The organism is Streptomyces sp. NPDC085927 (genome assembly GCF_044540975.1).
In the GTDB taxonomy this organism is placed as follows: Bacteria; Actinomycetota; Actinomycetes; order Streptomycetales; family Streptomycetaceae; genus Streptomyces; species Streptomyces hirsutus.
On the sequence record NZ_JBITSN010000007.1, the window covers coordinates 82,206 to 103,118 of the forward strand.

The window sequence follows — 20,913 nt, forward strand, 5'->3', positions numbered from 1 at the left end:
TCAGAGGTAGTACCGGGCCACCGACTCGGCCACGCACACCGGCTTGTCGCCGCCCTCGCGCTCCACGGTGAACGCCGTGGTCACCTGGACACCGCCCCCCACCTCGTCGACGGCGGTGACCTTCGCGGTGGCGCGCACCCGCGATCCCACCGGGACGGGCGCGGGGAAACGCACCTTGTTCGTGCCGTAGTTGACGCCCATCCTCACGCCCTCGACGGAGAGCAGCTGCGGGCCGAACAACGGCAGCAGCGACAGCGTCAGATAGCCGTGCGCGATGGTCGTGCCGAACGGCCCCGCCGCGGCCCGCTCCGGATCGACGTGGATCCACTGGTGGTCACCGGTGGCCTCGGCGAACAGGTCGATCCGCTTCTGGTCGACCTCCAGCCAGTCCGTGTACCCCAGCTGCTCGCCCACCGCCGCCTTCAGGTCGTCGACGGACGTGAAGATTCTCGGCTCTGCCATGTCCCGGCCTCCCGCGTCACGTGATCGCACGCGCCACCCGCACGCATGCCTAAGCGACTGCTTAGCATGGTCGGCCGTGCGGTCCTTGTCAACGGACCGGCGACCGCGTCGGGGTGGGTAGCCTTCGGGGCGTGCCTCAGATTCCGGAGAAGATCCACGAGCTCACGGTCGGCCAGCTCGCCGCGCGCAGCGGCGCCGCCGTCTCGGCCCTGCACTTCTACGAGTCCAAGGGCCTGATCAACAGCCGGCGCACCTCGGGAAACCAGCGCCGCTACACCCGTGACACCCTGCGCCGGGTCGCCTTCATCCGGGCCGCCCAGCGGGTCGGCATCCCGCTCGCCACGATCCGCGGGGCGCTCGCCGAACTGCCCCAGGAACGCACCCCCACCCGGGACGACTGGGCCCACCTCTCCGAGGCGTGGCGTACGGAGCTGGACGAGCGCATCAGGCAGCTCAACAGGCTGCGCGACCACCTCACCGACTGCATCGGCTGCGGCTGCCTCTCGCTGGACACCTGCGTCCTGTCCAACCCGGACGACGTCTTCGGCGACCGTCTGACGGGCTCCCGGCTGCTGACCGAGAAAGGATCCGCCGGGCCGGGCACTCCGCAGGCCGGCGCCGATACCGGCACCGGCGCCTCGTGACCGTGGGGGCGCGGCATCCCCGGCGCACCCCCACACTCCTCAGGCCGACACCAGTACCTTCGACCGCCTGGCGTCCGCCAGCGCCTCGGTCGTCAGGACGGGACGCGGCACCAGGATTCCGCAGTTCGCGCAGACCGGTCCCGCCGACGGCTCGTGGTCCAGGCCGTACCGCCACCTGAGCCGTTCCCCCCGGCACACGGGGCAGGCCGTACCCGGCTCGCGCTCCAGCGCGGCGATCAGCCGCCGCAGCACCTCGGCCAGCGGCTCCCGCGGATGCACCCCGGGGTCGTCGCACCAGGCCACACCGAAACCGCCCCAGGTCAGCCGGTGCCAGTCGTCCACACTGCCCGGCCTGCGCAGGCCTCCGTGCTTCTCCTTCCTGCGGCGCGCGGCGAACTCCACCTCGTAGCCCAGCCAGACCGCGCGGGCCTCCTCCAGCTCGTCCAGTGCGGCCACGAGCCGCGCCGGGTCGACGGAGCGGTCCTCGGGGTCGAATCCCGCACGCGCGCACAGATGGTCCCAGGTCGCCCTGTGCCCGTACGGAGCGAACCGCTCAAGGCACTTGCGCAGTGAATAGCGCCGCAGTGCCAGATCGCACCGCGGATCTCGGACCTGTCTCGCCAGACTTCGGAAACCGGCCATCGTCCTGCACCTCCGTCACACCTGCACCTGTAATCCGGTCACTTCGGCGTCGTCGAACGGACGTCGTCGAATAGACGTATCGACAAGCGAATCGGCTCCATCCTTTTTTCGGCGGCCCTCCACGGCCGGTCGCGCGGAGCCTTGGGTCAACTCCTGTTACCCGTGCTTCAGTTGTGGTCCCCCGCGGCGTCTCCGTGGTCCGCTCCACGGTCATGGCCACGGTCATGTCCATGGTCGCCTCCCTCGCGGTCCCGCTCGCCGTCCCCGGTCCTCGGCGGTTGCCCGGGACGGCCCGTGTGCATGCCCGGCGGGAACCTCCCGGCACTGCGGCCCCGCCGGAGGGACGCCGTGCCGCGCGCATCACCCTCGACAGACAGAGAACTCCCCGCGGCCTCCACGGGTTCCTGAAGGCCGCGGGGTTATGCGCGCCGATCGTGTCCCCGGTCGCCCCGCCGTCCCCGGGAGCGCCGTCGGGGCGGTGTCCGCGCAGGTGACAGCGGTGGGAGGGCCGGCACACACCGAGCGCCCCGGACGGCGGCGGTCGGCCGTCGTCCGGGGCGCTCGGTGTCCGGGGCGCGCTCAGCGGTACAGCAGGTACTCCCGCCGCGTCCGCCGGAACGCCGCCAGTTCCTCCCGCCAGCCGGCCACCACCTCGTCCGTGTCCGCGCCCGCGTCGATCATCGTGCGCACCCGCTCGGAGCCGGTGAGCTTGTCGATCCAGTGGTCCGGGCGCCAGGCGAACCCGCTCCACGTCCGTTTCGCGCTCACCAGCAGTCCTACCCCCGTCCGTACCGGATCGAACGCCTCCCGGTCGTGCACATGGAGCTGCACACCCCCGACCGTCCTCCCCTGGAACTTGGAGAACGTGGGAGCGAAGTACGCCTCGCGCAGCCGCACGCCCGCCAGGCCCAGGCCGTTCGCCTCGGCCGCCCAGCGCCCGTCGATCCCCTCCGCGCCCAGGAGCTCGAACGGCCGGGTCGTCCCGCGCCCCTCGGACAGGTTGGTGCCCTCGAACAGGCACGTCCCCGCGTACACCAGGGCCGTCTCGGGCGTCGGCATGTTCGGGCTGGGCGGCACCCAGGGCAGCCCCGAGGCGTCGTAGAAGTCGGACCGCCGCCAGCCCGTCATCCATACCGTCTCCAGCCGCACCGGCTCGGTCAGGAACTCGGCGTTGAACAGCCGCGCCAGCTCCGCCACGGTCATCCCGTGCGCCTGTGCGATCGGCTGCCGTCCGACGAACGTCGCGAACTCCGGATGCAGTACGGGCCCCAGGGCGGCCCGCCCGGTCACCGGGTTCGGCCGGTCGAGGACCACGAACCGCTTGCCCGCGAGCTGCGCCGCTTCCATGCAGTCGTACAGCGTCCAGATGTACGTGTAGAAGCGGGCGCCCGCGTCCTGGATGTCGAAGACGACCGTGTCGACGCCCGACGCGGTGAAGATGCCGGCGAGCGGCCGGCCGCTCTTCAGGTACGTGTCGTAGACGGGCAGTCCGGTCGCCGGGTCGTCGTAGCGGCCCTCCGAGCCGCCCGCCTGCGCGGTGCCCCGGAAACCGTGCTCGGGGCCGAACACGGCGGTCAGGTCCACGCGGTCGTCGGCGTGCATGACGTCGACGATGTGCCGCACGTCCCGGGTGATGCCCGTCGGGTTGGTGACCACGCCGACCCGCTCCCCGTCGAGCGCCGCGTAACCGTCCGCGGCGAGCTGCTCGAAGCCGGTGCGCAGGCCCCGGCGTCCGGCCGTCGGGGCCGCCCGCCCGGCTTCCGTGTGCCCTTCCGGACGGCCCGTGTGACCCGTATGGCCCTGGGCGGCGGCCGGGGTCGCGGCGGCCGCCGCGAGAGTGGCCGTGGTGGTGGCGAGCAGGCTCCGTCTGGACAGTCTCATGCCGTGACCTCCGTGATCGCTGCCGATGTCATGCCCACGCACGTTAACGCGCGTGAACCGCTCGGGGAACGAGCCGGACCGCCGCCGTTCGGCACTTCTCTTCCACGCGGCATACCGACCGGTTAGTCTGGCGCGACGCGTCGTACGGCCGAGCGGCCGTACGACCGGGACGGCCACGTGGTCATGCCGTCACGTGGTCGAGAAACAACCGGGCAGCCGCGCGAAGGAGCCGATGGTGGAAGCCGTACAGGGTGCGAAGGTGGTCGTCACGGGCGCCGGGGGCGGCATCGGGGCGGCACTCGCCCGCCGCTTCGCCGGCCAGGGGGCCCTGGTCGTCGTCAACGACCTGGACGCCGACCGCGCCAAGGCCGTCGCCGACGAGATCGGCGGCATCGCGGTCCCGGGCGACGCCTCCTCCGTCCTCCCCGACGCCCGCGACGCGCTCGGCGGCACGGTCGACGTCTACTGCGCCAACGCCGGCGTCGGCCGCGACGGCGGGGAACCTGGTGAACCGCTCGACGAACAGGGCTGGGCGCTCTCCTGGGACGTCAACGTCATGGCCCACGTCCGCGCGGCGCACGCGCTGCTCCCGGACTGGCTGGAGCGCGGCAGCGGCCGCTTCGTCTCCACCGTCTCCGCCGCCGGACTGCTCACCATGATCGGCACGGCCCCCTACAGCGTCACCAAGCACGGCGCCTACGCCTTCGCCGAGTGGCTGTCGCTGACGTACCGCCACCGGGGGGTGAAGGTCCACGCGATCTGTCCGCAGGGCGTACGCACCGACATGCTCACCGCCAGCGGCAGCGCGGGCGACCTGGTCCTCAAACCGACCGCGATCGAGCCGGACGACGTGGCCGACGCGCTGTTCCGCGGCATCGACGAGGACCGCTTCCTGATCCTGCCGCACCCCGAGGTCGCCGAGTACTACCAGGCCCGTGCCGCCGACCCGGAGCGCTGGCTCGGCGGCATGAACCGCATCCAGCGGCACTGGGAGTCCACCCGGTGAAACCGGTGCGCGGGACGGTCCCGCGTACCGCGATGCGATCCTGCCCGACGCGTCGGGGCCGAGGGGTGGGAAGATCCCGTCGGGGAAACGGACCGCGTGCCCCGGCCGGCGACGGCCGGCGGTACCGGCAGGGTCCGACGACGACAGGCAGTGACACGGAAGGCAGGTGGCGGAAGTGCCCAGGACGACGGACGGCGACGGGCCCCCGGTGCCGCAGCGGCTCCTGGCCGCCGCCACCCGGCTCTTCGCCGAGCAGGGCTACGACCGCACTTCGGTGCAGGAGATCGTCGAGGCGGCCGGAGTCACCAAGGGTGCGCTCTACCACTACTTCGGCTCCAAGGACGACCTGCTGCACGAGGTCTACGCGCGTGTGCTGCGCGTCCAGCAGGAGCGTCTGGACGCCTACGCGAACGCCGACGAGCCGATCGAGAAACGCCTGCGGGGCGCGGCGGCCGACGTCGTCGTCACGACGATCGAGAACCTCGACGACGCGTCGATCTTCTTCCGCTCCATGCACCACCTGAGCCCGGAGAAGAACAAGCAGGTACGGGCCGAGCGCCGCCGCTACCACGAGCGCTTCCGCGCGCTGGTCGAGGAAGGCCAGGCGGCGGGCGTGTTCTCCACGGCGACCCCGGCCGACCTGGTGGTGGACTACCACTTCGGCTCCGTCCACCACCTGTCGACCTGGTACCGCCCCGCCGGCCCCCTCACCCCGCAGCAGGTCGCCGACCACCTCGCCGACCTGCTGCTGCGCGCCCTGCGGCCCTGAGGCGCCGGGGCCGCGGGCCCCGCAGACCCGGGGCCCGGGCGCCGGGGGACCAGGACCTGTCCGGCGGATCATGCCGGAGACGCGAGGACCGGCACGCTCTCCCCCAAGCTCTTCGAGCAGGGGGACCCCAGCGGCGTTGTCGTCGGTTGCCGACTCCCCCACGCTCGGCTGCTCCCCCACGCTCGGCTCCGCTCGAGCGGGAGGGACCCCCATGCGCGGGAGGGGCCCCCATCGCGTCGGCGCCCTTCCCCGCCTTGCAGCTGAACGCACCAGTCCTCGCTCACCCCAGCCGGACAGATACCGTCCATCGCCTCCGACCTGATCCTTCGGACCGGCCCTAGCGGTACTTCTTGATCTCCCGCCGCGCCAGTGACCGCTGGTGCACCTCGTCCGGTCCGTCGGCGATCATCAGCGTCCGGGCGGCCGCGTACAGCTCGGCCAGCGGGTGGTCCTGGCTGACCCCGCCCGCTCCGTACAGCTGGATGGCCCGGTCGAGGATGCCGACGACCGTGCGCGGGGTCGCGATCTTGATGGCCTGGATCTCGGTGTGCGCGCCCCGGTTGCCGACCGTGTCCATCATCCAGGCCGTCTTCAGCACCAGCAGCCGCAGCTGCTCGACGGCGACCCGCGCGTCCGCGATCCAGTTCTGCACGACGCCCTGCTGGGCCAGCGCCTTGCCGAAGGCGTCACGGGACACGGCCCGCCGGCACATCAGCTCGATCGCCCGCTCGGCCATGCCGATCAGCCGCATGCAGTGGTGGATCCGGCCGGGACCGAGCCGGGCCTGCGCGATGGCGAAGCCGCCACCCTCCTCGCCGATCAGGTTCGACACCGGCACGCGCGCCTGGTCGAAGACCATCTCGGCATGGCCGCCGTGGTAATGGTCCTCGTAGCCGAACACCCGCATGGCGCGCGTGATCGTGACGCCCGGGGTGTCGCGCGGCACCAGGACCATGGACTGCTGGCGGCGGACGTCCGACCCGCCCGGGTCGGTCTTGCCCATCACGATGAAGATCCTGCAGTCCGGATGCATCGCCCCGGAGATGTACCACTTGCGGCCCGTGAGGACGTATTCGTCGCCGTCCCGCTCGATCCGCGTGGTGATGTTGGTGGCGTCGGAGGAGGCCACGTCCGGCTCGGTCATCGCGAACGCCGAGCGGATCTCACCCGCCAGCAGCGGCTCCAGCCACTGCTTCCGCTGCTGCTCGTCGCCGAACTGCGACAGCACCTCCATGTTGCCGGTGTCGGGCGCCGCGCAGTTCGTCGCCGTGGGCGCCAGCTGCGGGGAGCGGCCCATGATCTCGGCGAGCGGCGCGTACTGGAGGTTGGTGAGCCCGGCACCGTACGCGGAGTCGGGCAGGAACAGGTTCCACAGGCCCTGTCTGCGCGCCTCGGCCTTGAGCTCCTCCACGACCGGGGGATTCGCCCACGGGGAGTGCAGCGCGGCGCGCTGCTCGTCGGCGACCCGCTCGGCGGGGTGGACGTGCTCGTCCATGAAGGCGAGGAGCGCGGTCCGCAGTTCCTCGGTGCGCGCGTCGAACGTGAAGTCCATGGTCAGTCCTTCCGGAGGCCTTCGCGAAGCGTGGTCAGACCGTGCTCGATGAAGACGGGAACGAGATCGCCGATGCGGTCGAAACCGGGGCCGACGGTCTGCCCCAGCGTGTAGCGGTAGTGGATGCCCTCGAGGATCACCGCGAGCTTGAACCAGGCGAACGCCGTGTACCAGGCGACCCCGGAGACGTCGCGGCCCGAACGGGCGGCGTACCGCTCGATCAGCTCGGCGGGCGACGGGTGCCCGGGAGCCTCGGCGGTCGTGGAGACCGGGGAGTCGGGCATGCCCAGCGGCATGCCGTACATCACCAGCAGGCCGAGGTCGGTCAGCGGATCGCCGAGGGTGGACATCTCCCAGTCGAGGACGGCCCGGATCGAGTCGGCGCCCCCGCCGGCGCTCGCGATCAGGACGTTGTCCAGGCGGTAGTCGCCGTGCACCACGGCCGGCGCGGGGGAGCGGGGCAGCTCCCGGCCGAGCGCGGCGTGCAGTTCGTCGATCCCGGCCAGCTCCCGGTTGCGGGAGGCGTCCAGCTGCTTGCCCCAGCGCCGCAGCTGCCGGTCCAGGAAGCCCTCGGGGCGGCCGAAGTCGGCCAGGCCCACCTCCCCGGGGTCCACCGCGTGCAGGTCGACCAGCGTGTCCACCAGGGCGAGCACCGCCCGCCGGGTGCGCTCCGGGCCGAGCGGCGCCAGCTGGTCCGCCGTCCGGTACGGGGTGCCCTCGACGAACTCCATGACGTAGAAGGGCGCCCCGAGCACCTCCTCGTCCTCGCACAGCAGGACGGTGCGGGGCACCGGGACGGGAGTGGGGTGCAGCGCGCTGATCACGCGGTGCTCGCGCTTCATGTCGTGCGCGGTGGCCAGGACATGTCCGAGCGGGGGACGCCGTACCACCCACTTCGCGGTGCCGTCGGAGACCGCGTAGGTGAGGTTCGACCTGCCGCCCTCGATCAGCCGGCCGGAGAGCGGGCCGTTCACCAGACCGGGGCGCTCCCGGTCGAGCAGCGCGCCCAGCCGGTCGAGATCCAGTCCGGGCGGGTGGTCGGGGCTCATACTCGCTCCTACGGGCAGGTGACAGTACTCGACATATGATGCCGACCAGTCGGTATGCCGTCCAGGGCGAGGGTGAAACGTGATCGGGGCCACGAGGAAAGTCCACCCCCGCCGGTGTGCGGCAGAGCGGCCGTGGCGTGAACGGCCCGGCCCCGGTCTCCCGGCCCCGGCATTCCACTTGCGCGGCAGGAGACGACGGCGAAGGCTCTACCCCATGAAGGCGATCAGCTATGCGCGGTACGGCGGCCCCGAGGTGCTCGAACTCACGGAGATGCCGGAGCCCCGGGTCGGCCCCGACTCGGTGCTCGTGAAAGTACGGGCGGCAGCCGTCAACCCGGTCGACTGGAAGTGCCGCGAAGGCTACCTGGACCAGCTCCTGGCCCCGGTGTTCCCCGTGGTTCCGGGGTGGGACGTCTCGGGCGTGGTGGTACGACCGGGCGCCGCCGTCCCCGAGTTCGCCGCCGGCGACGAGGTCATCGGCTACGTGCGGGAGGACTTCCTCTCCCGCGGCACCTTCGCCGAGTACGTGGCCGCCCCGGTACGGGCCCTCGCGCGCAAGCCGCGCAACCTGTCCTTCGAGGAGGCCGCGGGACTGCCCCTCGCGGGACTCACCGCCTACCAGGTGCTGCACAGGGTCCTGCGGGTGAAGCGGGGCGAGACCGTCCTGGTGCACGCCGCGGCCGGCGGCGTCGGCTCCATCGCCGTCCAGCTCGCCGCACACCTCGGCGCCCGCGTCCTCGGCACGGCGAGCGAGCGCAACCACGACTTCGTCCGAAGCCTGGGCGGGGAGCCGGTGACCTACGGCGACGGCCTCGCCGAGCGGCTGCGGGGGCTGGCCCCGGCCGGCGTGGACGCCGTGTTCGACTCGGTCGGCGGCGACGCCCTGAAGGCCTCCGCCGCCGCCCTGGCCTCCGAGGGCCGGCTCGCGTCGATCGCCGACCCCGCCGTCATGGAGTACAGCGGCAGCTACTGGTTCGTCCGCCCCGACCCGCAGGATCTCGGTCACCTGTCCGAACTGGCGGAACAGGGCGTGGTGAGCGTGCACGTCTCCGAGGCGTTCCCGCTGGAACGCGCGGCGGACGCCCACCGCCTCAACCAGGAGGGCCGGACCAGGGGGAAGATCGTGGTGACGGTGGACGGGTAGGCGGTTGACGGATGGTGACGGGTTGACGGGTTGACGGGGGAGCGGGGAGACAGGGACGGTCCGCGGGCCGGCCGTCCGTCGGCCCGTGCGTCAGCGCTGAAGGACGAGGGCCGCCCCGCACACGGCCAGGGCCACGGTGCACAGCACCGCAGCGGTGAGGTGCCGCGGGGTGGGGGCGGCCGGGGTGCCGGTGGCCGAGAGGGGACGGATCCGGCGGTGGGCGACCAGGAGGAACCCCAGCCAGCAGGCGCAGCACAGCGCGCACAGGACCACTTCGGGGGCCGAGACCCCGCCGTGCAGCGCGGTCCGTACCGCCAGGACGGACGCGACCGTGCACGCCAGGGTCGTACGGCGCCACGCGAGCCGGGTCCGCTCGGGCTGCAGCCCCGGGTCCCGGCCCGCCCGTACCGCGGCCGGGCCGGTCACCCGTCCCACCCGGCGAGCACCACGACGACCATCGCCACGGCGACGACGGCGACGACCAGGCTCAGCAGCACCGGGAACCGGGACACCGGCAGATCCTCGCCGCGCCGCATGGCCCGCTCGCAGCGCACCCAGTGGTTGACCGCGCGCAGCGCGCACAGCACTCCCGCGGCGAGCAGCGCCAGCGCGAGCCCGACCCGCCAGCCCCAGCGCAGGTCCGGCAGGAACTGGTCCACGGCGAAGCCGCCGCCGATCAGCGCGAGCGCGGTCCGCAGCCAGGCCAGGAACGTGCGTTCGTTCGCCAGCGAGAACCGGTAGTCGGGCGTGTCCCCCTCCTGCCGCACGTCCTGGGGCGCGAACCACAACCGGACGTTCCGTACGAAGTCGATCACTCCGCGACCCTACCCGGGACGCCCGGACACGGACCCGGCCGGTGCGGCCTGCCGGCCCGCCGCTCCCTCGGGCGGCGCAGGTCCCGGCGGTGCGGTCATCCGCGGTGGGCCTTGAGGCGTTCGTACGCCTCCAGGCCGTCCGGAGCCCATGCCCATTCGCCCAGGCGGCGCTCCAGCTCCGGCTCGGTCAGGAAGGCGTGCCAGGCCACCTCCTCGGTCTGGGGCCGCACGGGCAGGTCGCAGCGGACCTCGTGGACCGCCGACCACCAGCTCCGCCCGTCGCCGGCGTCGTAGAGGAACGTGAAGAGGTGCGTGGGCTGCGGCAGCCCGGACACGCCCAGTTCCTCCTCGGCCTCGCGCAGGGCCGCCTCGGCGTAGCTCTCGCCGGTGCCCACCACTCCGCCGACGAACATGTCGTACAGGGAGGGGTGGACCAGTTTCGTCGAGGTGCGCCGGTGCACGAAGATCCGGTCCTCGGCGTCCCTGACCAGGATGAACGCGCAACGGTGCCGCAGCCCCCGCGCATAGGCCTCACCGCGCGGGGCCCGGCCGGTCACCCGGTCGTTCTCGTCCACGATGTCGAGCATCTCGTCCGCGGCGGGCGCGGGTTCATCGGCAGCGGTCATGCGTCCATCGAAGCAGGGCCCGCGCCGGTCCCGCGCACGAGGGCCTGACGACACGTCACGAGCCCCCTTCGCGGGCCCGGTCCAGGAGCCCCGCCCGGGAACCCCCTTCCGGTCCCGGCCGTACGGCCGCGTCCTCCAAGTGATGTTCCTGTGACGCCAGTTGACGCGTGTAATGCCTCGGGCGCCCTTGACGTCAACTGTTGGCTGGCGGTTTGCTGTCCGTGATCAGTCCATGGCTGACGGCAGCCGACCACTGCCGTACGGGCCGACCACCCGCCATGGGCCGAGCCACCGGAAGAACGCGTGAGGAAGTCCGCGGTGCCCCCACCCCCGCCTCCCCTCGGCCGTGTCCGCAGACGGGCGGCACAGGCCTTCGACGAGGCCCTCGACGACGAAGAACTCGTCGCCGCGCGCGCCGCGCTGGCACAGGGCCGGTGGCAGAACAGCCGCTCGCTGCTGGTGCGCACGGGGGACGACTGGGACCGCCGCGGCCACCGGATCACGGTGCTCGCCCGGGAGTCCACCTGCGCCGCCTGGGCCCGCGACTGGCTGCTCGCCGAACCCGACTCCGGGGACGGGGCCGTCCTGCTCGCCCTGGCCCAGGTGCGGCGCGCCCTGCGCGGCAAGGACAAGCCCGACCGCGCGCGCGAGGCCTGCCACCGGGCCGCCGCCGTACTGCCCGCCGATCCCACCCCCTGGCTCGGCCTGCTCCTGCTGGAGTGTGCCCAGGGGGCCGACGGCGACGCGGTCCGCGTCTTCGAGCAGATCCGCTCCCGGTACGCGGACCACCACCACGCCCACCATCTGGTGGTCGCCTGGCTCGCCGAACGCCGTGTGGAGGCGGGCCCGGACCCGCTGCACGAGGTCTACGACTTCGCCAACTGGTCCGCGGAGCAGGCACCCGCGGACTCGCCCCTGGCGATCCTGCCGGTCATCGCGCACGCCGAGCGCTACCGCGCCCTCGCCGCCGCCGGCCACGAGCGCGCCGACCCGGCCGCCTCCGGACACTGGGTGGGCCGCCGTGCCCGGCAGGTGATGAAGGCCGCCTTCGACTGGTGGCTGGAGTGGGAGCACGAAGAGCATCCGCGCCGACTGATCGACCTGAACTTCCTCGCCCACGCCAAGGTCTGCGAGGGCCGGGGTGCCGAGGCAGCCGCCCTGTTCCACCGGATCGGCGACAAGGTCACCCCGGTCCCCTGGTCGTACCCGGACCGCGACCCGCTCACCGCCTTTCGCACCGCTCGGATCGCCGCCCTCGGCGCCGGATGACCCCCGCGACCCCTCCACCCACCAGGCAGCTCCCACTCCCGACCCAAGGATGGTTCTCCCGATGACGACGGACAGTTCGCGCAGCTCGCGCACGAGCAGATCCGCAGCGGACGGCATCAGCACCTTCAAGGGGCAGGAGCGCGCCCTGCGTGCCGACCGTCTCGGCACGGGCGGTCTGCTGCTCTCCGTGCTCGCCGCGACCGCTCCCCTCATGGTGGTCGCGGGTGTCATGCCCACCACATTCGCGGTGATGGGCATCGTGGGCCAGCCGCTGCTCTTCGTCGTCCTCGGCGTCGTACTGGTGCTGTTCAGCCTCGGATACGCCGAGATGAGCCGGCACGTCCACAACGCCGGCGCCTTCTACGCGTACATCTCCCGCGGCCTCGGCGGCACCGCCGGCGCGGGCGCGGCGATGGTCGCACTGGTCGCCTACAACGCCCTCCAGGTCGGCATCTACGGCATCTTCGGCTTCGAGGTCTCGGGACTCTTCGCCACCTACGCCGACCTCGAGGTCGCCTGGTGGATACCGTCGCTGGTGGCCCTCGCCGCCGTCGGCGCGCTGGGCTGGCTGAAGATCGACGTGAACGCGCGCGTGCTCGGCGTCCTGCTGGTCATCGAGGTGCTCCTGGTCGTCGTCTTCGACATCGCCGCGATCGCCGACCCGGGCAAGGAAGGGCTGTCGCTGCACGCCTTCAACCCGGACACCCTCACCGGCGCCGGCGTCGGCACCGCCCTGTGCTTCTGCATCGCGGCCTTCCTCGGCTTCGAGCAGGCCCCGGTGTACGCCGAGGAGACCAGCAGGCCGCACGTCCTGGTGCCGCGCGTGATGTTCCTGGCCGTCACGGGCGTCGCCGTGTTCTTCGCGATCAGCAGCTGGGCCCTCACCGTCGCCACCGGCCCCGCGGGCATCGTCGCCACCTCGCAGGAGCAGAGCGCGGGGCTGCTGTTCTTCCTCACCGAGTCCCGGCTCGGCGGCACCTTCACGGACGTCCTGCACATCCTCTTCGTCACCGGCATGTTCGCCGCTATGCTCAGCTTCCACAACGTCGTCGCCCGGTACGCCTTCGCCATGGGCCGCGAGGGCCTGCTGCCCTCCGCCTTCGGCCGCACCACCGGCACCAGCGGCGCCCCCGGCACCGGGTCGCTGCTCCAGACGGGCATCGCCGCGGTGCTCGTCCTGGCCTTCGCGGTCACCGACGACAAGCCGGCCGGCGACCCGACCGCGCCCGTCCTGCACCTGTTCACCTGGGGCGGCAACATCGGCGCGCTCGGCGTGATCGTCCTGATGGCGATCGCCTCGCTGTCCGTCGTCGTCTTCTTCGTCCGCCGCGGTGCCGCGGGCGCCCAGGCCTGGCGGCTGGTCACCTCGGCGCTGGCGGGCCTCGCCCTGGCCGTGATCGCCGGCTACACCGTCAAGGACTTCGACGTGCTCGTCGGCGCCGGTCCCGGCTCCGTCCTGAGCCTGCTGCTGCCCGGCATCATCGGGCTGGCCCTCGTCGCCGGCCTGGTCCAGGGCCTGGTGCTGCGCTCCCGCGCCCCCGGGACGCACGCCCGGATCGGGCTCGGCAACGAGGCGTTCCAGCTGGACAAGGAGGCCGAGCGCACGCCGTAGCCCACCCCGGATCACGGACGGGGTCGCCCGCCGCGCGGCCGGGCAGCTCACGGAAGTCCGACGGGCACCCGCGAACCCTGGTCCCACCGGGGCGCGGGTGCTCGAATGGAACAGTGAACCCCGAACGACCGGAAAGCCGGGAACGGCCGGAAGTACTCGAGCAGCCGGAAGACCGGGAACAGCAGGAAGGCCGGGAACGGCCGGAAGCACGCGAACAGCCGGACGGGGCGGCGCCCGACGGCCGGGGCAGGCCCATCGGCCGCCGTGTCTTCCTGGGCACCCTCGGACTCGGCGCCCTCGGCGTGGCCGCCGCCCCCGTACTCCAGCGCGGCCTGGAGTCCTTCCTCGCCAAAGCCTCCGACAAGGACCCCACCGGCCTGACCGGACTGCTCCCGAACGGCGGCGGCTTCCGCTACTACTCCGTCACCTCGTCCGTCCCGCGGAAGAGCGCCGGGACCTACCGCCTCACCGTCGACGGCCTGGTCGACCGCCCCCGCTCCTACACCCTCGCCGACCTCAGGGCCCTGCCGCAGACCCGCATGGTCCGTGACGTCCAGTGCGTCACCGGCTGGCGGGTGCCCCGCACCCCGTTCGAGGGGGTGCGCCTGTCCCGGCTCCTGGACGCGGCGGGCGTGCGCGCCACGGCCGGGGCGGTGCGCTTCACCTGCTTCGACGGCGCCTACTCGGAGAGCCTCACCCTCGCCCAGGCCCGCCGGGCGGACGTCCTGGTCGCCCTGCGCATGCGGGACGAGGACCTGGGCCACGCCCACGGCGGCCCGGTCCGCCTCTACGTCGCCCCCATGTACTTCTACAAGTCGGCCAAGTGGCTCTCCGGTATCACCGTCACCGAGGACGTCGAACCCGGCTACTGGGAGGAGCGCGGCTACGACATCGACGCCTGGGTCGGCCGCTCGAACGGACGCGACGATGAGCCCACGAACTGACCTGCCGCCCGCCGCCACCGGCGTTCCGCGCTTCACCCGCACCGTGCGGTGGGTGCACCGCACCACGGCCGTGCTGATGGGCCTCTGCGTGTTCACCGCCGCCTGCCTGTACGTCCCCCAGCTCGCCCAGTCGGTCGGGCGCCGCGCCCTGGTGGTCACCGTCCACCAGTGGTCCGGGGTCGCGCTGCCGGGGCCGGCCCTGGCCGGACTGCTCTCCCGGGCCTTCCGTACCGACCTGGGCCGCCTGAACCGTTTCGGCCCGCACGACCGCACGTGGCTGCGGGCCGCGCTGCGTCGCGACAAACGCCCCTCGCGGCGGCCGGCCGGCAAGTTCAACGCCGGACAGAAGATCTACGCGGCCTGGATCGCCGGTGCCACGCTGGTGATGCTCGGCACCGGCCTGATGATGTGGTTCACCCACCTCACCCCGCTGGTGTGGCGCACCAGCGCGACCTTCGTCCACGACTGGCTGGCGCTCACCCTCGGCATCGTCCTCGCCGGCCATGTCGGCATGGCCCTGGCCGACCCGGAGGCCCGCCGGGGCATGCGCACCGGCACCGTCGGCCGGGACTGGGCGCAGCGCGAGCATCCGTTGTGGCGGCCCTGAGCACATGATGAACGGCCGCGACCGCGGCACCGCATGGGCGGTACCGCGGTCGCGGCCGTATCGGACGGTCGGTCAGGTGATCAGCCGGACGACCGGCTGTGGTGACCGGCCCAGGTGACCCGCTTCGTTGATCAGCTAAATGACCAACGACAACAGCAGCACCAGCGCTCCGGCGACCACCGAGATGATCGTCTCCATCACCGACCAGGTCTTGATGGTCTGGCCGACACTCAGTCCGAAGTACTCCTTCACCAGCCAGAAACCGGCGTCGTTGACATGGCTGAAGAAGACCGAGCCGGCGCCGATGGCCAGCACCAGCAGAGCGGCGTGCGTGGTCGACATGTCGGCCGCCAGCGGCGCCACCAGGCCGGCCGCCGAGATGGTCGCCACGGTCGCCGAACCGGTCGCCAGCCGGATCGCCACCGCGATCAGCCAGCCGAGCAGCAGGGCCGGTATCGCCCAGTCCGCGGAGATCTCGAGGATCATCTGGCCGACGCCCGAGTCGATCAGCGTCTGCTTGAAGCCGCCGCCGGCGCCGACGATGAGCAGGATGCCCGCGATCGGGGCGAGGCCCTTCTCGACCAGCTGCGAGATCCGGCTCTTGTCGTATCCGGCGGGCAGGACCAGCGTGAAGATGCCGACGAGCACGGATGCGAGCAGGGCGATCATCGGGGAGCCGATGACGTTGAACACGCGCTGAACGCCGTTCTCCGGGTCGTCGACGACGATCTCGACCAGGGCCCTGGCCAGCATCAGCACGACCGGCAGCAGAATGGTCGCCAGCGTCGGACCGAACCCGGGACGCTTCTCCAGGTCCTCGGAGGGGCGCTGCGGGATCATCCGGTCCGGGGCGGGGACGTCCACCCAGCGGGCGGCGTACTTGGAGAACACCGGACCGGCGATGATCACCGTCGGGATGGCGATGAGCACACCCAGCGCGAGCGTCACGCCGAGGTTGGCGTCGAGTGCGTCGATCGCGACCAGCGGGCCGGGGTGCGGAGGCACCAGACCGTGCATCACGGACAGACCGGCGAGCGCCGGGATGCCGATCCGCATCAGCGAGTAGTTGCCGCGCTTGGCGACGATCAGCACGACCGGGATCAGCAGCACGACGCCGACCTCGAAGAACAGCGGCAGACCGATCACCGAGGCGATCAGCACCATCGCCCACGGCATGGTGCGGCCGTTGGCCTTCGCGAGGATCGTGTCGACGATCTGGTCGGCGCCGCCCGAGTCGGCGAGCATCTTGCCGAGGATCGCTCCGAGGGCGATGAGCACGCCGACACCGGCGACGGTGGAACCGAGCCCGGCGCTGAAGCTGGTGATGACCTTGTCCAGCGGCGCCCCGGCGAACGCGCCGAGTGCCAGCGAACCGATGGTCAGCGCCAGGAAGGCGTGCAGCTTGAAGCGGGTGATGAGCAGAACGATGACAGCGATGCCGGCCAGGACGGCGATGCCCAGCTGAGCGTGGCCGGCCGAGGTGATCGGCTCGGGTACGTCCGCTGCCAGCATCTCGACTCTGAGACTGGTCACGGTGGATTCCTTGTGAGTACGGGGAGAAGGGGAATCAGGGAGAGAACCGGGGCGGTGGGGACATCCCGGGGTTCATGGGGGTGCGGCCCGGGTGGGGGAGAGCTTGCCGAGGCCGACGGGGAGGACCGGCCGATGCCGGTGCCGGGCGGGAGCTAGGAGGAGACTCCGGAGAAATCCGCGAGGGCGGCGATCGCCTGTTCGGTGATCTCCTCGGGGCTGCCCACGACATTCACGGCGACCCCGGCCTCGTCCTGCTCCAGCGGCTGGAGCGTGGCGAACTGGGAGTCGAGCAGTGCCGTGGGCATGAAGTGGCCCTCGCGGTGCGACATCCGGTCCTCGATGAGCGCACGGTCACCCGTGAGGTGCACGAAGACCACGCCGGGCGCGGCCGACCGCAGCCGGTCGCGGTACGACCGCTTCAGTGCCGAGGAGCTGACCACCCCGCCGAGCCCGGCCCGACCGTGAGCCCACTCGCCGATGGCGTCCAGCCAGGGCCAGCGGTCGTCGTCGTCGAGCGGGGTGCCGGCCGACATCTTGGCGATGTTGGCCGGGGGGTGGAAGTCGTCGCCCTCGGCGTACGGGACGCCGTACCGGGCCGCGAGCAGGGGACCGATCGTGGTCTTGCCGGTGCCCGCGACGCCCATGACCACTACGACATGGGGGGTGTTCATCGCTGCCTCACTGTCTGCTGTCGTCGTCGACAACCTGATGTCGAGGCAACTGAAACCTAAAGGTAAGACAAATACAAGACTCTGTGACGAATAAGTCCGACCTTTCGTTCCGGTGATCCGCCCCGTACTCTGAGTGCATGAGCATCACGGGCCGGGGGCTGCACGGCCGCGTACTGGACACCCTCGGCCCCGAGATCACAGCGGGCGCCTACCCGCCCGGCAGCGTTCTGCGCACCGACGAGCTCGCCCAGCGCTTCGACGTGTCGCGGTCCGTGATGCGTGAAGTGGTACGCGTCCTGGAGTCCATGTACCTCGTCGAGTCCCGGCGCCGCGTGGGCGTCACGGTCCGCCCGGCCTGCGACTGGAACGTGTACGACCCCCAGGTCATCCGCTGGCGGCTGGCCGGCGCGGACCGCCCCCGGCAACTGCGCTCGCTCACGGTGCTGCGCTCGGCCGTCGAACCGGTCGCGGCGGGGCTCGCCGCCCGCAACGCCACCGCCGAGCAGTGCGCCGAACTCACCGAGTGCGCCCTCGGCATGGTCGCCAACTCGCGCGGCCACCGGCTGGAGGGGTACCTCTTCCACGACATGGCCTTCCACCGGGTGATCCTCACGGCGTCCGGCAACGACATGTTCGCCCGCCTCGGCGACGTCGTCGCCGAGGTCCTGGCCGGCCGCACCCATCACGACGTGATGTTCGACGACCCCGACCCGGCCGCGGTGACCCTGCACGTCCAGGTCGCCGAAGCGGTCCGCGAGCGCGACGCCGCCCGCGCGGAGGAACTGACCCGCCAGATCACCGTGGGCGCCCTCCAGGAACTGGACATACTGGCACCGTGACCGGGCGGGCCGGACCGGGGCGGTCGCCTCACCGGGCCGAGTGGAACGGCGCCTCGTGGACTGCTCGGGTTCGACCCGGCCGACGGGGCTGACGGGGCGTCGGCGACCACCAGTGCGGGCCCGTCGGGCGGGAGTTCGAGACGGGCCCTAGCTCAGGAACTCCCCGTCGAGGTACACCCACGCCCCGTCCACCCGCTCGAAGCGGCTCCGCTCGTGCAGCGAGCCGCCCCGGTAGGACGCCCGGAAGGTCACCGTCCCGGTGGAGTGGAAGGCGGACCCGCCGGCCGTCTCCAGGATCTCCAGTCCGGTCCACCGTGTCCCGGGATCGAGGTCGACCCGCTCCGGCCGCGTCCGCGGATGCCACGTGCGCAGCAGGTAACCGGCGTCCAGCCGCACGAAGGCGCAGTACCGCGACCGCATCAGCCGCTCGGCGGTTGGCGCGGCGGCCGTCCCCGCGTGGAAACGGCCGCAGCACGCCTCGTAGGTCTCGGGGAGCCCGCAGGGGCAGGGGCGATCGGCCATGGTCTTCCTCCGTGACGGGGCGCGACAACGCGCGAGGGCCGCGACCTGATGGTCGCGGCCCTCGCGTTCATGTGTCCGAGGGGGGACTTGAACCCCCACGCCCGTTAAAGGGCACTAGCACCTCAAGCTAGCGCGTCTGCCATTCCGCCACCCGGACAAGGTGTCTGACGCGCGGGTTTCCCCCGCGGCGACGACGTAAACATTACCAGGCTTTCCGGGGTGGCCGATCACCCTCCGGTGGGTGACCGGCCCGGCCGCGCCCGCGTCCTGCGGTGTTCCCGCCCGGCTTCCCTCCGTCCGGTTCCGGCTCGGTTCCCGTCCGTCTCTCGCCGGGTCGTTCTCCGTCCCGGCGTGAACGCCGTGTGACGGGCCGGGTCCCGTCTTGGGGCGGGGCCGCGCAGGGGAGAGGATGAGGGGAGACCCACGAGCAGTGACAGCGTGCAGGGAACAGTGTGCAGCGACAGCGGGAGGAACGACGTGAGCGCGACGGACGGCACGGCCAAGGGCGTCACCGGTGAGGACGAGGTCGTGGACCTCTGCCGCGACCTGATCCGGATCGACACCAGCAACTACGGCGACCACTCGGGCCCCGGCGAGCGCAAGGCGGCCGAGTACGTCGCCGAGAAGCTCGCCGAGGTGGGGCTCGAGCCGCAGATCTTCGAGTCGCACAAGGGCCGGGCCTCCACCGTGGCCCGTATCGAGGGAGAGGACCCCTCCCGGCCGGCCCTGCTGATCCACGGCCACACCGACGTCGTACCGGCCAACGCCGACGACTGGACCCACCACCCCTTCTCCGGCGAGATCGCCGACGGATGCGTGTGGGGGCGCGGCGCCGTGGACATGAAGGACATGGACGCGATGACCCTGGCGGTCGTCCGCGACCGCCTGCGCAGCGGGCGCAAGCCCCCGCGCGACATCGTCCTCGCCTTCCTCGCCGACGAGGAGGCCGGCGGCACCTACGGCGCCAAGCACCTGGTCCATGAGCACCCCGAACTGTTCGAGGGCGTCACCGAGGCGATCGGCGAGGTCGGCGGGTTCTCCTTCACCGTGAACGAGAAGCTGCGCCTCTACCTCGTCGAGACCGCCGAGAAGGGCATGCACTGGATGCGGCTCACCGTCGACGGCACGGCCGGCCACGGCTCGATGACCAACGACGACAACGCGATCACCGAACTCTCCGAGGCGGTCGCCCGGCTCGGCCGTCACAAGTGGCCGGTACGGGTCACCAAGACCGTACGGGCCTTCCTGGACGAGCTCTCCGACGCCCTCGGCACCGAGCTCGACCCGGAGAACATGGACGAGACCCTGGCCAAGCTCGGCGGCATCGCCCGCATGATCGGCACCACGCTGCGCAACTCGGCGGCGCCCACCATGCTCGGCGCCGGCTACAAGGTCAACGTCATCCCGGGCCAGGCCACCGCCCATGTCGACGGCCGCTTCCTGCCCGGATACGAGGAGGAGTTCCTGACCGACCTCGACCGGATCCTCGGCCCGCGCGTGAAGCGGGAGGACGTGCACGCGGACCGGGCACTGGAGACCGGCTTCGACGGCCGGCTCGTCGACGCCATGCAGACGGCGCTCAGCGCGGAGGACCCGATCGCGCGGGCGGTGCCGTACATGCTCTCCGGCGGCACCGACGCCAAGTCCTTCGACCCCCTCGGCATCCGCTGCTTCGGCTTCGCCCCGCTGAAGCTGCCGCCGGAGCTGGACTTCGCCGGCATGTTCCACGGGGTCGACGAGCGGGTTCCGGTGGACGGCCTGAAGTTCGGCGTGCGAGTGCTCGACCGGTTCCTGGACGCGTCCTGAACGACCCGCCAATATTCGTGCAGATGTGCGGAGGTGACCGGGAAGAGTGAATCCGACGATAAGCTCGTAGCCTCATTACTCCTTCCTCGTTACTCGTGATGTGATCCGCGGATTTGGATCGCATTGCCAATGAGGAGGAACAATGCTCAAGAAGGTCGTCGCTGTCGCTGCCGCCACCGGTGGACTGGTTCTCGCGGGTGCGGGCATGGCCGCCGCCGATTCCGGTGCCCAGGGTGCTGCCGTGAACTCCCCGGGTGTCGTCTCGGGCAACGTCGTTCAGGTTCCGGTGCACGTCCCGGTGAACGTCTGCGGCAACACGGTCTCCGTGATCGGACTGCTGAACCCCGCGTTCGGCAACACCTGCGTCAACCAGTGACGTTGTGCCTCGCCCATTAGGGCACGCCCTTTCAGGGTTTGAGCTTGTCGGCCCCGGAGCGCGCGCCATGCGCTCCGGGGCCGACCGGTTTTCCAGTACGTCCCGAACACCGGGGGGCGAATCCGTGGATTTCGTGGAGTCCGA

General features: G+C 71.8%; 22 protein-coding genes and 1 tRNA gene. 11 read left to right on the forward strand and 12 right to left on the reverse strand.

The features are described 5' to 3' along the window. Entirely contained in the window at nucleotides 1-462 is a 462-nt protein-coding gene (locus ACIF80_RS20000; RefSeq protein WP_388442221.1) for a MaoC family dehydratase, read from the reverse strand. A gap of 131 nt (nucleotides 463-593) precedes the next feature. On the opposite strand from ACIF80_RS20000, the gene soxR reads away from it, so the two are divergent. Next, the gene (gene soxR, locus ACIF80_RS20005) at nucleotides 594-1,106 is read left to right on the forward strand and encodes a redox-sensitive transcriptional activator SoxR (RefSeq protein ID WP_399806287.1); all 513 of its coding nucleotides are present in this window, start codon (nucleotides 594-596) and stop codon (nucleotides 1,104-1,106) included. Between the two features lie 39 nt (nucleotides 1,107-1,145). Here soxR and ACIF80_RS20010 read toward each other — a convergent pair whose 3' ends face one another. Together ACIF80_RS20010 and ACIF80_RS20015 are read right to left on the reverse strand one after the other, a co-directional pair. After that, on the reverse strand, nucleotides 1,146-1,748 hold the full coding sequence (locus ACIF80_RS20010; protein ID WP_399806289.1) for a hypothetical protein: 603 nt from the start codon (nucleotides 1,746-1,748) through the stop codon (nucleotides 1,146-1,148). A gap of 579 nt (nucleotides 1,749-2,327) precedes the next feature. Continuing rightward, entirely contained in the window at nucleotides 2,328-3,629 is a 1,302-nt protein-coding gene (locus ACIF80_RS20015; protein ID WP_399806291.1) for an exo-beta-N-acetylmuramidase NamZ domain-containing protein, read from the reverse strand. A 232-nt stretch (nucleotides 3,630-3,861) separates the two neighbouring features. On the opposite strand from ACIF80_RS20015, the gene ACIF80_RS20020 reads away from it, so the two are divergent. Together ACIF80_RS20020 and ACIF80_RS20025 are read left to right on the forward strand one after the other, a co-directional pair. Then, nucleotides 3,862-4,635, forward strand: coding sequence for an SDR family oxidoreductase (locus ACIF80_RS20020; RefSeq protein ID WP_399806292.1), 774 nt, complete (start codon nucleotides 3,862-3,864; stop codon nucleotides 4,633-4,635). 175 nt (nucleotides 4,636-4,810) lie between these two features. Continuing rightward, nucleotides 4,811-5,404 (forward strand): TetR/AcrR family transcriptional regulator, encoded by a 594-nt coding sequence (locus tag ACIF80_RS20025; RefSeq protein WP_399806294.1) that lies wholly within the window; start codon nucleotides 4,811-4,813, stop codon nucleotides 5,402-5,404. A 337-nt stretch (nucleotides 5,405-5,741) separates the two neighbouring features. Here the strand turns inward: ACIF80_RS20025 and ACIF80_RS20030 are convergent, their stop codons facing one another. Beyond that, nucleotides 5,742-6,956, reverse strand: coding sequence for an acyl-CoA dehydrogenase family protein (locus tag ACIF80_RS20030; RefSeq protein WP_399806296.1), 1,215 nt, complete (start codon nucleotides 6,954-6,956; stop codon nucleotides 5,742-5,744). Nucleotides 6,957-6,958: 2 nt separating this feature from the next. Beyond that, nucleotides 6,959-8,005 carry a phosphotransferase family protein gene (locus tag ACIF80_RS20035; RefSeq protein WP_399806298.1) on the reverse strand — a complete coding sequence of 349 codons (1,047 nt, stop codon included), beginning with the start codon at nucleotides 8,003-8,005 and terminating at the stop codon, nucleotides 6,959-6,961. A 214-nt stretch (nucleotides 8,006-8,219) separates the two neighbouring features. On the opposite strand from ACIF80_RS20035, the gene ACIF80_RS20040 reads away from it, so the two are divergent. After that, on the forward strand, nucleotides 8,220-9,149 hold the full coding sequence (locus ACIF80_RS20040) for an NADP-dependent oxidoreductase (protein ID WP_399806300.1): 930 nt from the start codon (nucleotides 8,220-8,222) through the stop codon (nucleotides 9,147-9,149). Nucleotides 9,150-9,239: 90 nt separating this feature from the next. Here ACIF80_RS20040 and ACIF80_RS20045 read toward each other — a convergent pair whose 3' ends face one another. The 3 genes from ACIF80_RS20045 to ACIF80_RS20055 form a co-directional block, all read right to left on the reverse strand. After that, nucleotides 9,240-9,575 (reverse strand): DUF202 domain-containing protein, encoded by a 336-nt coding sequence (locus ACIF80_RS20045; RefSeq protein ID WP_399806302.1) that lies wholly within the window; start codon nucleotides 9,573-9,575, stop codon nucleotides 9,240-9,242. Beyond that, entirely contained in the window at nucleotides 9,572-9,964 is a 393-nt protein-coding gene (locus ACIF80_RS20050) for a YidH family protein (RefSeq protein WP_399806304.1), read from the reverse strand. Before ACIF80_RS20050 ends, ACIF80_RS20045 begins: the two co-directional genes overlap by 4 nt. A gap of 95 nt (nucleotides 9,965-10,059) precedes the next feature. Next, nucleotides 10,060-10,590, reverse strand: coding sequence for an NUDIX domain-containing protein (locus ACIF80_RS20055; protein WP_399806305.1), 531 nt, complete (start codon nucleotides 10,588-10,590; stop codon nucleotides 10,060-10,062). Between the two features lie 318 nt (nucleotides 10,591-10,908). On the opposite strand from ACIF80_RS20055, the gene ACIF80_RS20060 reads away from it, so the two are divergent. From ACIF80_RS20060 to ACIF80_RS20075, 4 genes are all read left to right on the forward strand, one after another. Continuing rightward, nucleotides 10,909-11,859 carry a hypothetical protein gene (locus ACIF80_RS20060; RefSeq protein ID WP_399806307.1) on the forward strand — a complete coding sequence of 317 codons (951 nt, stop codon included), beginning with the start codon at nucleotides 10,909-10,911 and terminating at the stop codon, nucleotides 11,857-11,859. A gap of 61 nt (nucleotides 11,860-11,920) precedes the next feature. After that, nucleotides 11,921-13,471 (forward strand): APC family permease, encoded by a 1,551-nt coding sequence (locus ACIF80_RS20065; protein WP_399806308.1) that lies wholly within the window; start codon nucleotides 11,921-11,923, stop codon nucleotides 13,469-13,471. Between the two features lie 113 nt (nucleotides 13,472-13,584). Next, nucleotides 13,585-14,415 (forward strand): molybdopterin-dependent oxidoreductase, encoded by an 831-nt coding sequence (locus ACIF80_RS20070; protein ID WP_399806310.1) that lies wholly within the window; start codon nucleotides 13,585-13,587, stop codon nucleotides 14,413-14,415. Further along, the gene (locus ACIF80_RS20075) at nucleotides 14,399-15,022 is read left to right on the forward strand and encodes a cytochrome b/b6 domain-containing protein (RefSeq protein ID WP_399806312.1); all 624 of its coding nucleotides are present in this window, start codon (nucleotides 14,399-14,401) and stop codon (nucleotides 15,020-15,022) included. Before ACIF80_RS20070 ends, ACIF80_RS20075 begins: the two co-directional genes overlap by 17 nt. 135 nt (nucleotides 15,023-15,157) lie before the next feature. Here ACIF80_RS20075 and ACIF80_RS20080 read toward each other — a convergent pair whose 3' ends face one another. Both ACIF80_RS20080 and ACIF80_RS20085 read right to left on the reverse strand, forming a co-directional pair. Continuing rightward, on the reverse strand, nucleotides 15,158-16,555 hold the full coding sequence (locus ACIF80_RS20080) for a gluconate:H+ symporter (RefSeq protein ID WP_399806314.1): 1,398 nt from the start codon (nucleotides 16,553-16,555) through the stop codon (nucleotides 15,158-15,160). A gap of 152 nt (nucleotides 16,556-16,707) precedes the next feature. Continuing rightward, nucleotides 16,708-17,226, reverse strand: coding sequence for a gluconokinase (locus ACIF80_RS20085; RefSeq protein WP_399806316.1), 519 nt, complete (start codon nucleotides 17,224-17,226; stop codon nucleotides 16,708-16,710). 137 nt (nucleotides 17,227-17,363) lie between these two features. On the opposite strand from ACIF80_RS20085, the gene ACIF80_RS20090 reads away from it, so the two are divergent. Then, a complete protein-coding gene (locus tag ACIF80_RS20090) occupies nucleotides 17,364-18,065 on the forward strand; it encodes a FadR/GntR family transcriptional regulator (RefSeq protein ID WP_399806317.1) in 702 nt (233 codons plus the stop codon). 147 nt (nucleotides 18,066-18,212) lie between these two features. Here the strand turns inward: ACIF80_RS20090 and ACIF80_RS20095 are convergent, their stop codons facing one another. Beyond that, nucleotides 18,213-18,587 carry a YchJ family protein gene (locus ACIF80_RS20095; protein ID WP_399806319.1) on the reverse strand — a complete coding sequence of 125 codons (375 nt, stop codon included), beginning with the start codon at nucleotides 18,585-18,587 and terminating at the stop codon, nucleotides 18,213-18,215. A gap of 72 nt (nucleotides 18,588-18,659) precedes the next feature. After that, nucleotides 18,660-18,744: transfer RNA gene (locus ACIF80_RS20100), tRNA-Leu, on the reverse strand. 320 nt (nucleotides 18,745-19,064) lie between these two features. Here ACIF80_RS20100 and ACIF80_RS20105 point away from each other — a divergent pair. Together ACIF80_RS20105 and chpH are read left to right on the forward strand one after the other, a co-directional pair. Continuing rightward, nucleotides 19,065-20,393, forward strand: coding sequence for a M20/M25/M40 family metallo-hydrolase (locus tag ACIF80_RS20105; protein ID WP_399806321.1), 1,329 nt, complete (start codon nucleotides 19,065-19,067; stop codon nucleotides 20,391-20,393). A 142-nt stretch (nucleotides 20,394-20,535) separates the two neighbouring features. Beyond that, on the forward strand, nucleotides 20,536-20,769 hold the full coding sequence (gene chpH / locus ACIF80_RS20110; RefSeq protein ID WP_399806323.1) for a chaplin ChpH: 234 nt from the start codon (nucleotides 20,536-20,538) through the stop codon (nucleotides 20,767-20,769). Nucleotides 20,770-20,913: the final 144 nt, after the last annotated feature.

Bases quoted from the DNA above. Each gene is read 5' to 3' on its own strand.
- ACIF80_RS20090 (WP_399806317.1), top strand. From the start codon at position 17,364: ATGAGCATCACGGGCCGGGGGCTGCACGGCCGCGTACTGGACACCCTC.
- ACIF80_RS20065 (WP_399806308.1), top strand. From the start codon at position 11,921: ATGACGACGGACAGTTCGCGCAGCTCGCGCACGAGCAGATCCGCAGCG.
- ACIF80_RS20030 (WP_399806296.1), bottom strand. From the start codon at position 6,956: ATGGACTTCACGTTCGACGCGCGCACCGAGGAACTGCGGACCGCGCTC.
- ACIF80_RS20055 (WP_399806305.1), bottom strand. From the start codon at position 10,590: ATGACCGCTGCCGATGAACCCGCGCCCGCCGCGGACGAGATGCTCGAC.
- ACIF80_RS20040 (WP_399806300.1), top strand. From the start codon at position 8,220: ATGAAGGCGATCAGCTATGCGCGGTACGGCGGCCCCGAGGTGCTCGAA.
- chpH (WP_399806323.1), top strand. From the start codon at position 20,536: ATGCTCAAGAAGGTCGTCGCTGTCGCTGCCGCCACCGGTGGACTGGTT.
- ACIF80_RS20010 (WP_399806289.1), bottom strand. From the start codon at position 1,748: ATGGCCGGTTTCCGAAGTCTGGCGAGACAGGTCCGAGATCCGCGGTGC.
- ACIF80_RS20015 (WP_399806291.1), bottom strand. From the start codon at position 3,629: ATGAGACTGTCCAGACGGAGCCTGCTCGCCACCACCACGGCCACTCTC.
- ACIF80_RS20075 (WP_399806312.1), top strand. From the start codon at position 14,399: ATGAGCCCACGAACTGACCTGCCGCCCGCCGCCACCGGCGTTCCGCGC.
- ACIF80_RS20035 (WP_399806298.1), bottom strand. From the start codon at position 8,005: ATGAGCCCCGACCACCCGCCCGGACTGGATCTCGACCGGCTGGGCGCG.
- ACIF80_RS20000 (WP_388442221.1), bottom strand. From the start codon at position 462: ATGGCAGAGCCGAGAATCTTCACGTCCGTCGACGACCTGAAGGCGGCG.
- ACIF80_RS20095 (WP_399806319.1), bottom strand. From the start codon at position 18,587: ATGGCCGATCGCCCCTGCCCCTGCGGGCTCCCCGAGACCTACGAGGCG.
- ACIF80_RS20085 (WP_399806316.1), bottom strand. From the start codon at position 17,226: ATGAACACCCCCCATGTCGTAGTGGTCATGGGCGTCGCGGGCACCGGC.
- ACIF80_RS20020 (WP_399806292.1), top strand. From the start codon at position 3,862: ATGGTGGAAGCCGTACAGGGTGCGAAGGTGGTCGTCACGGGCGCCGGG.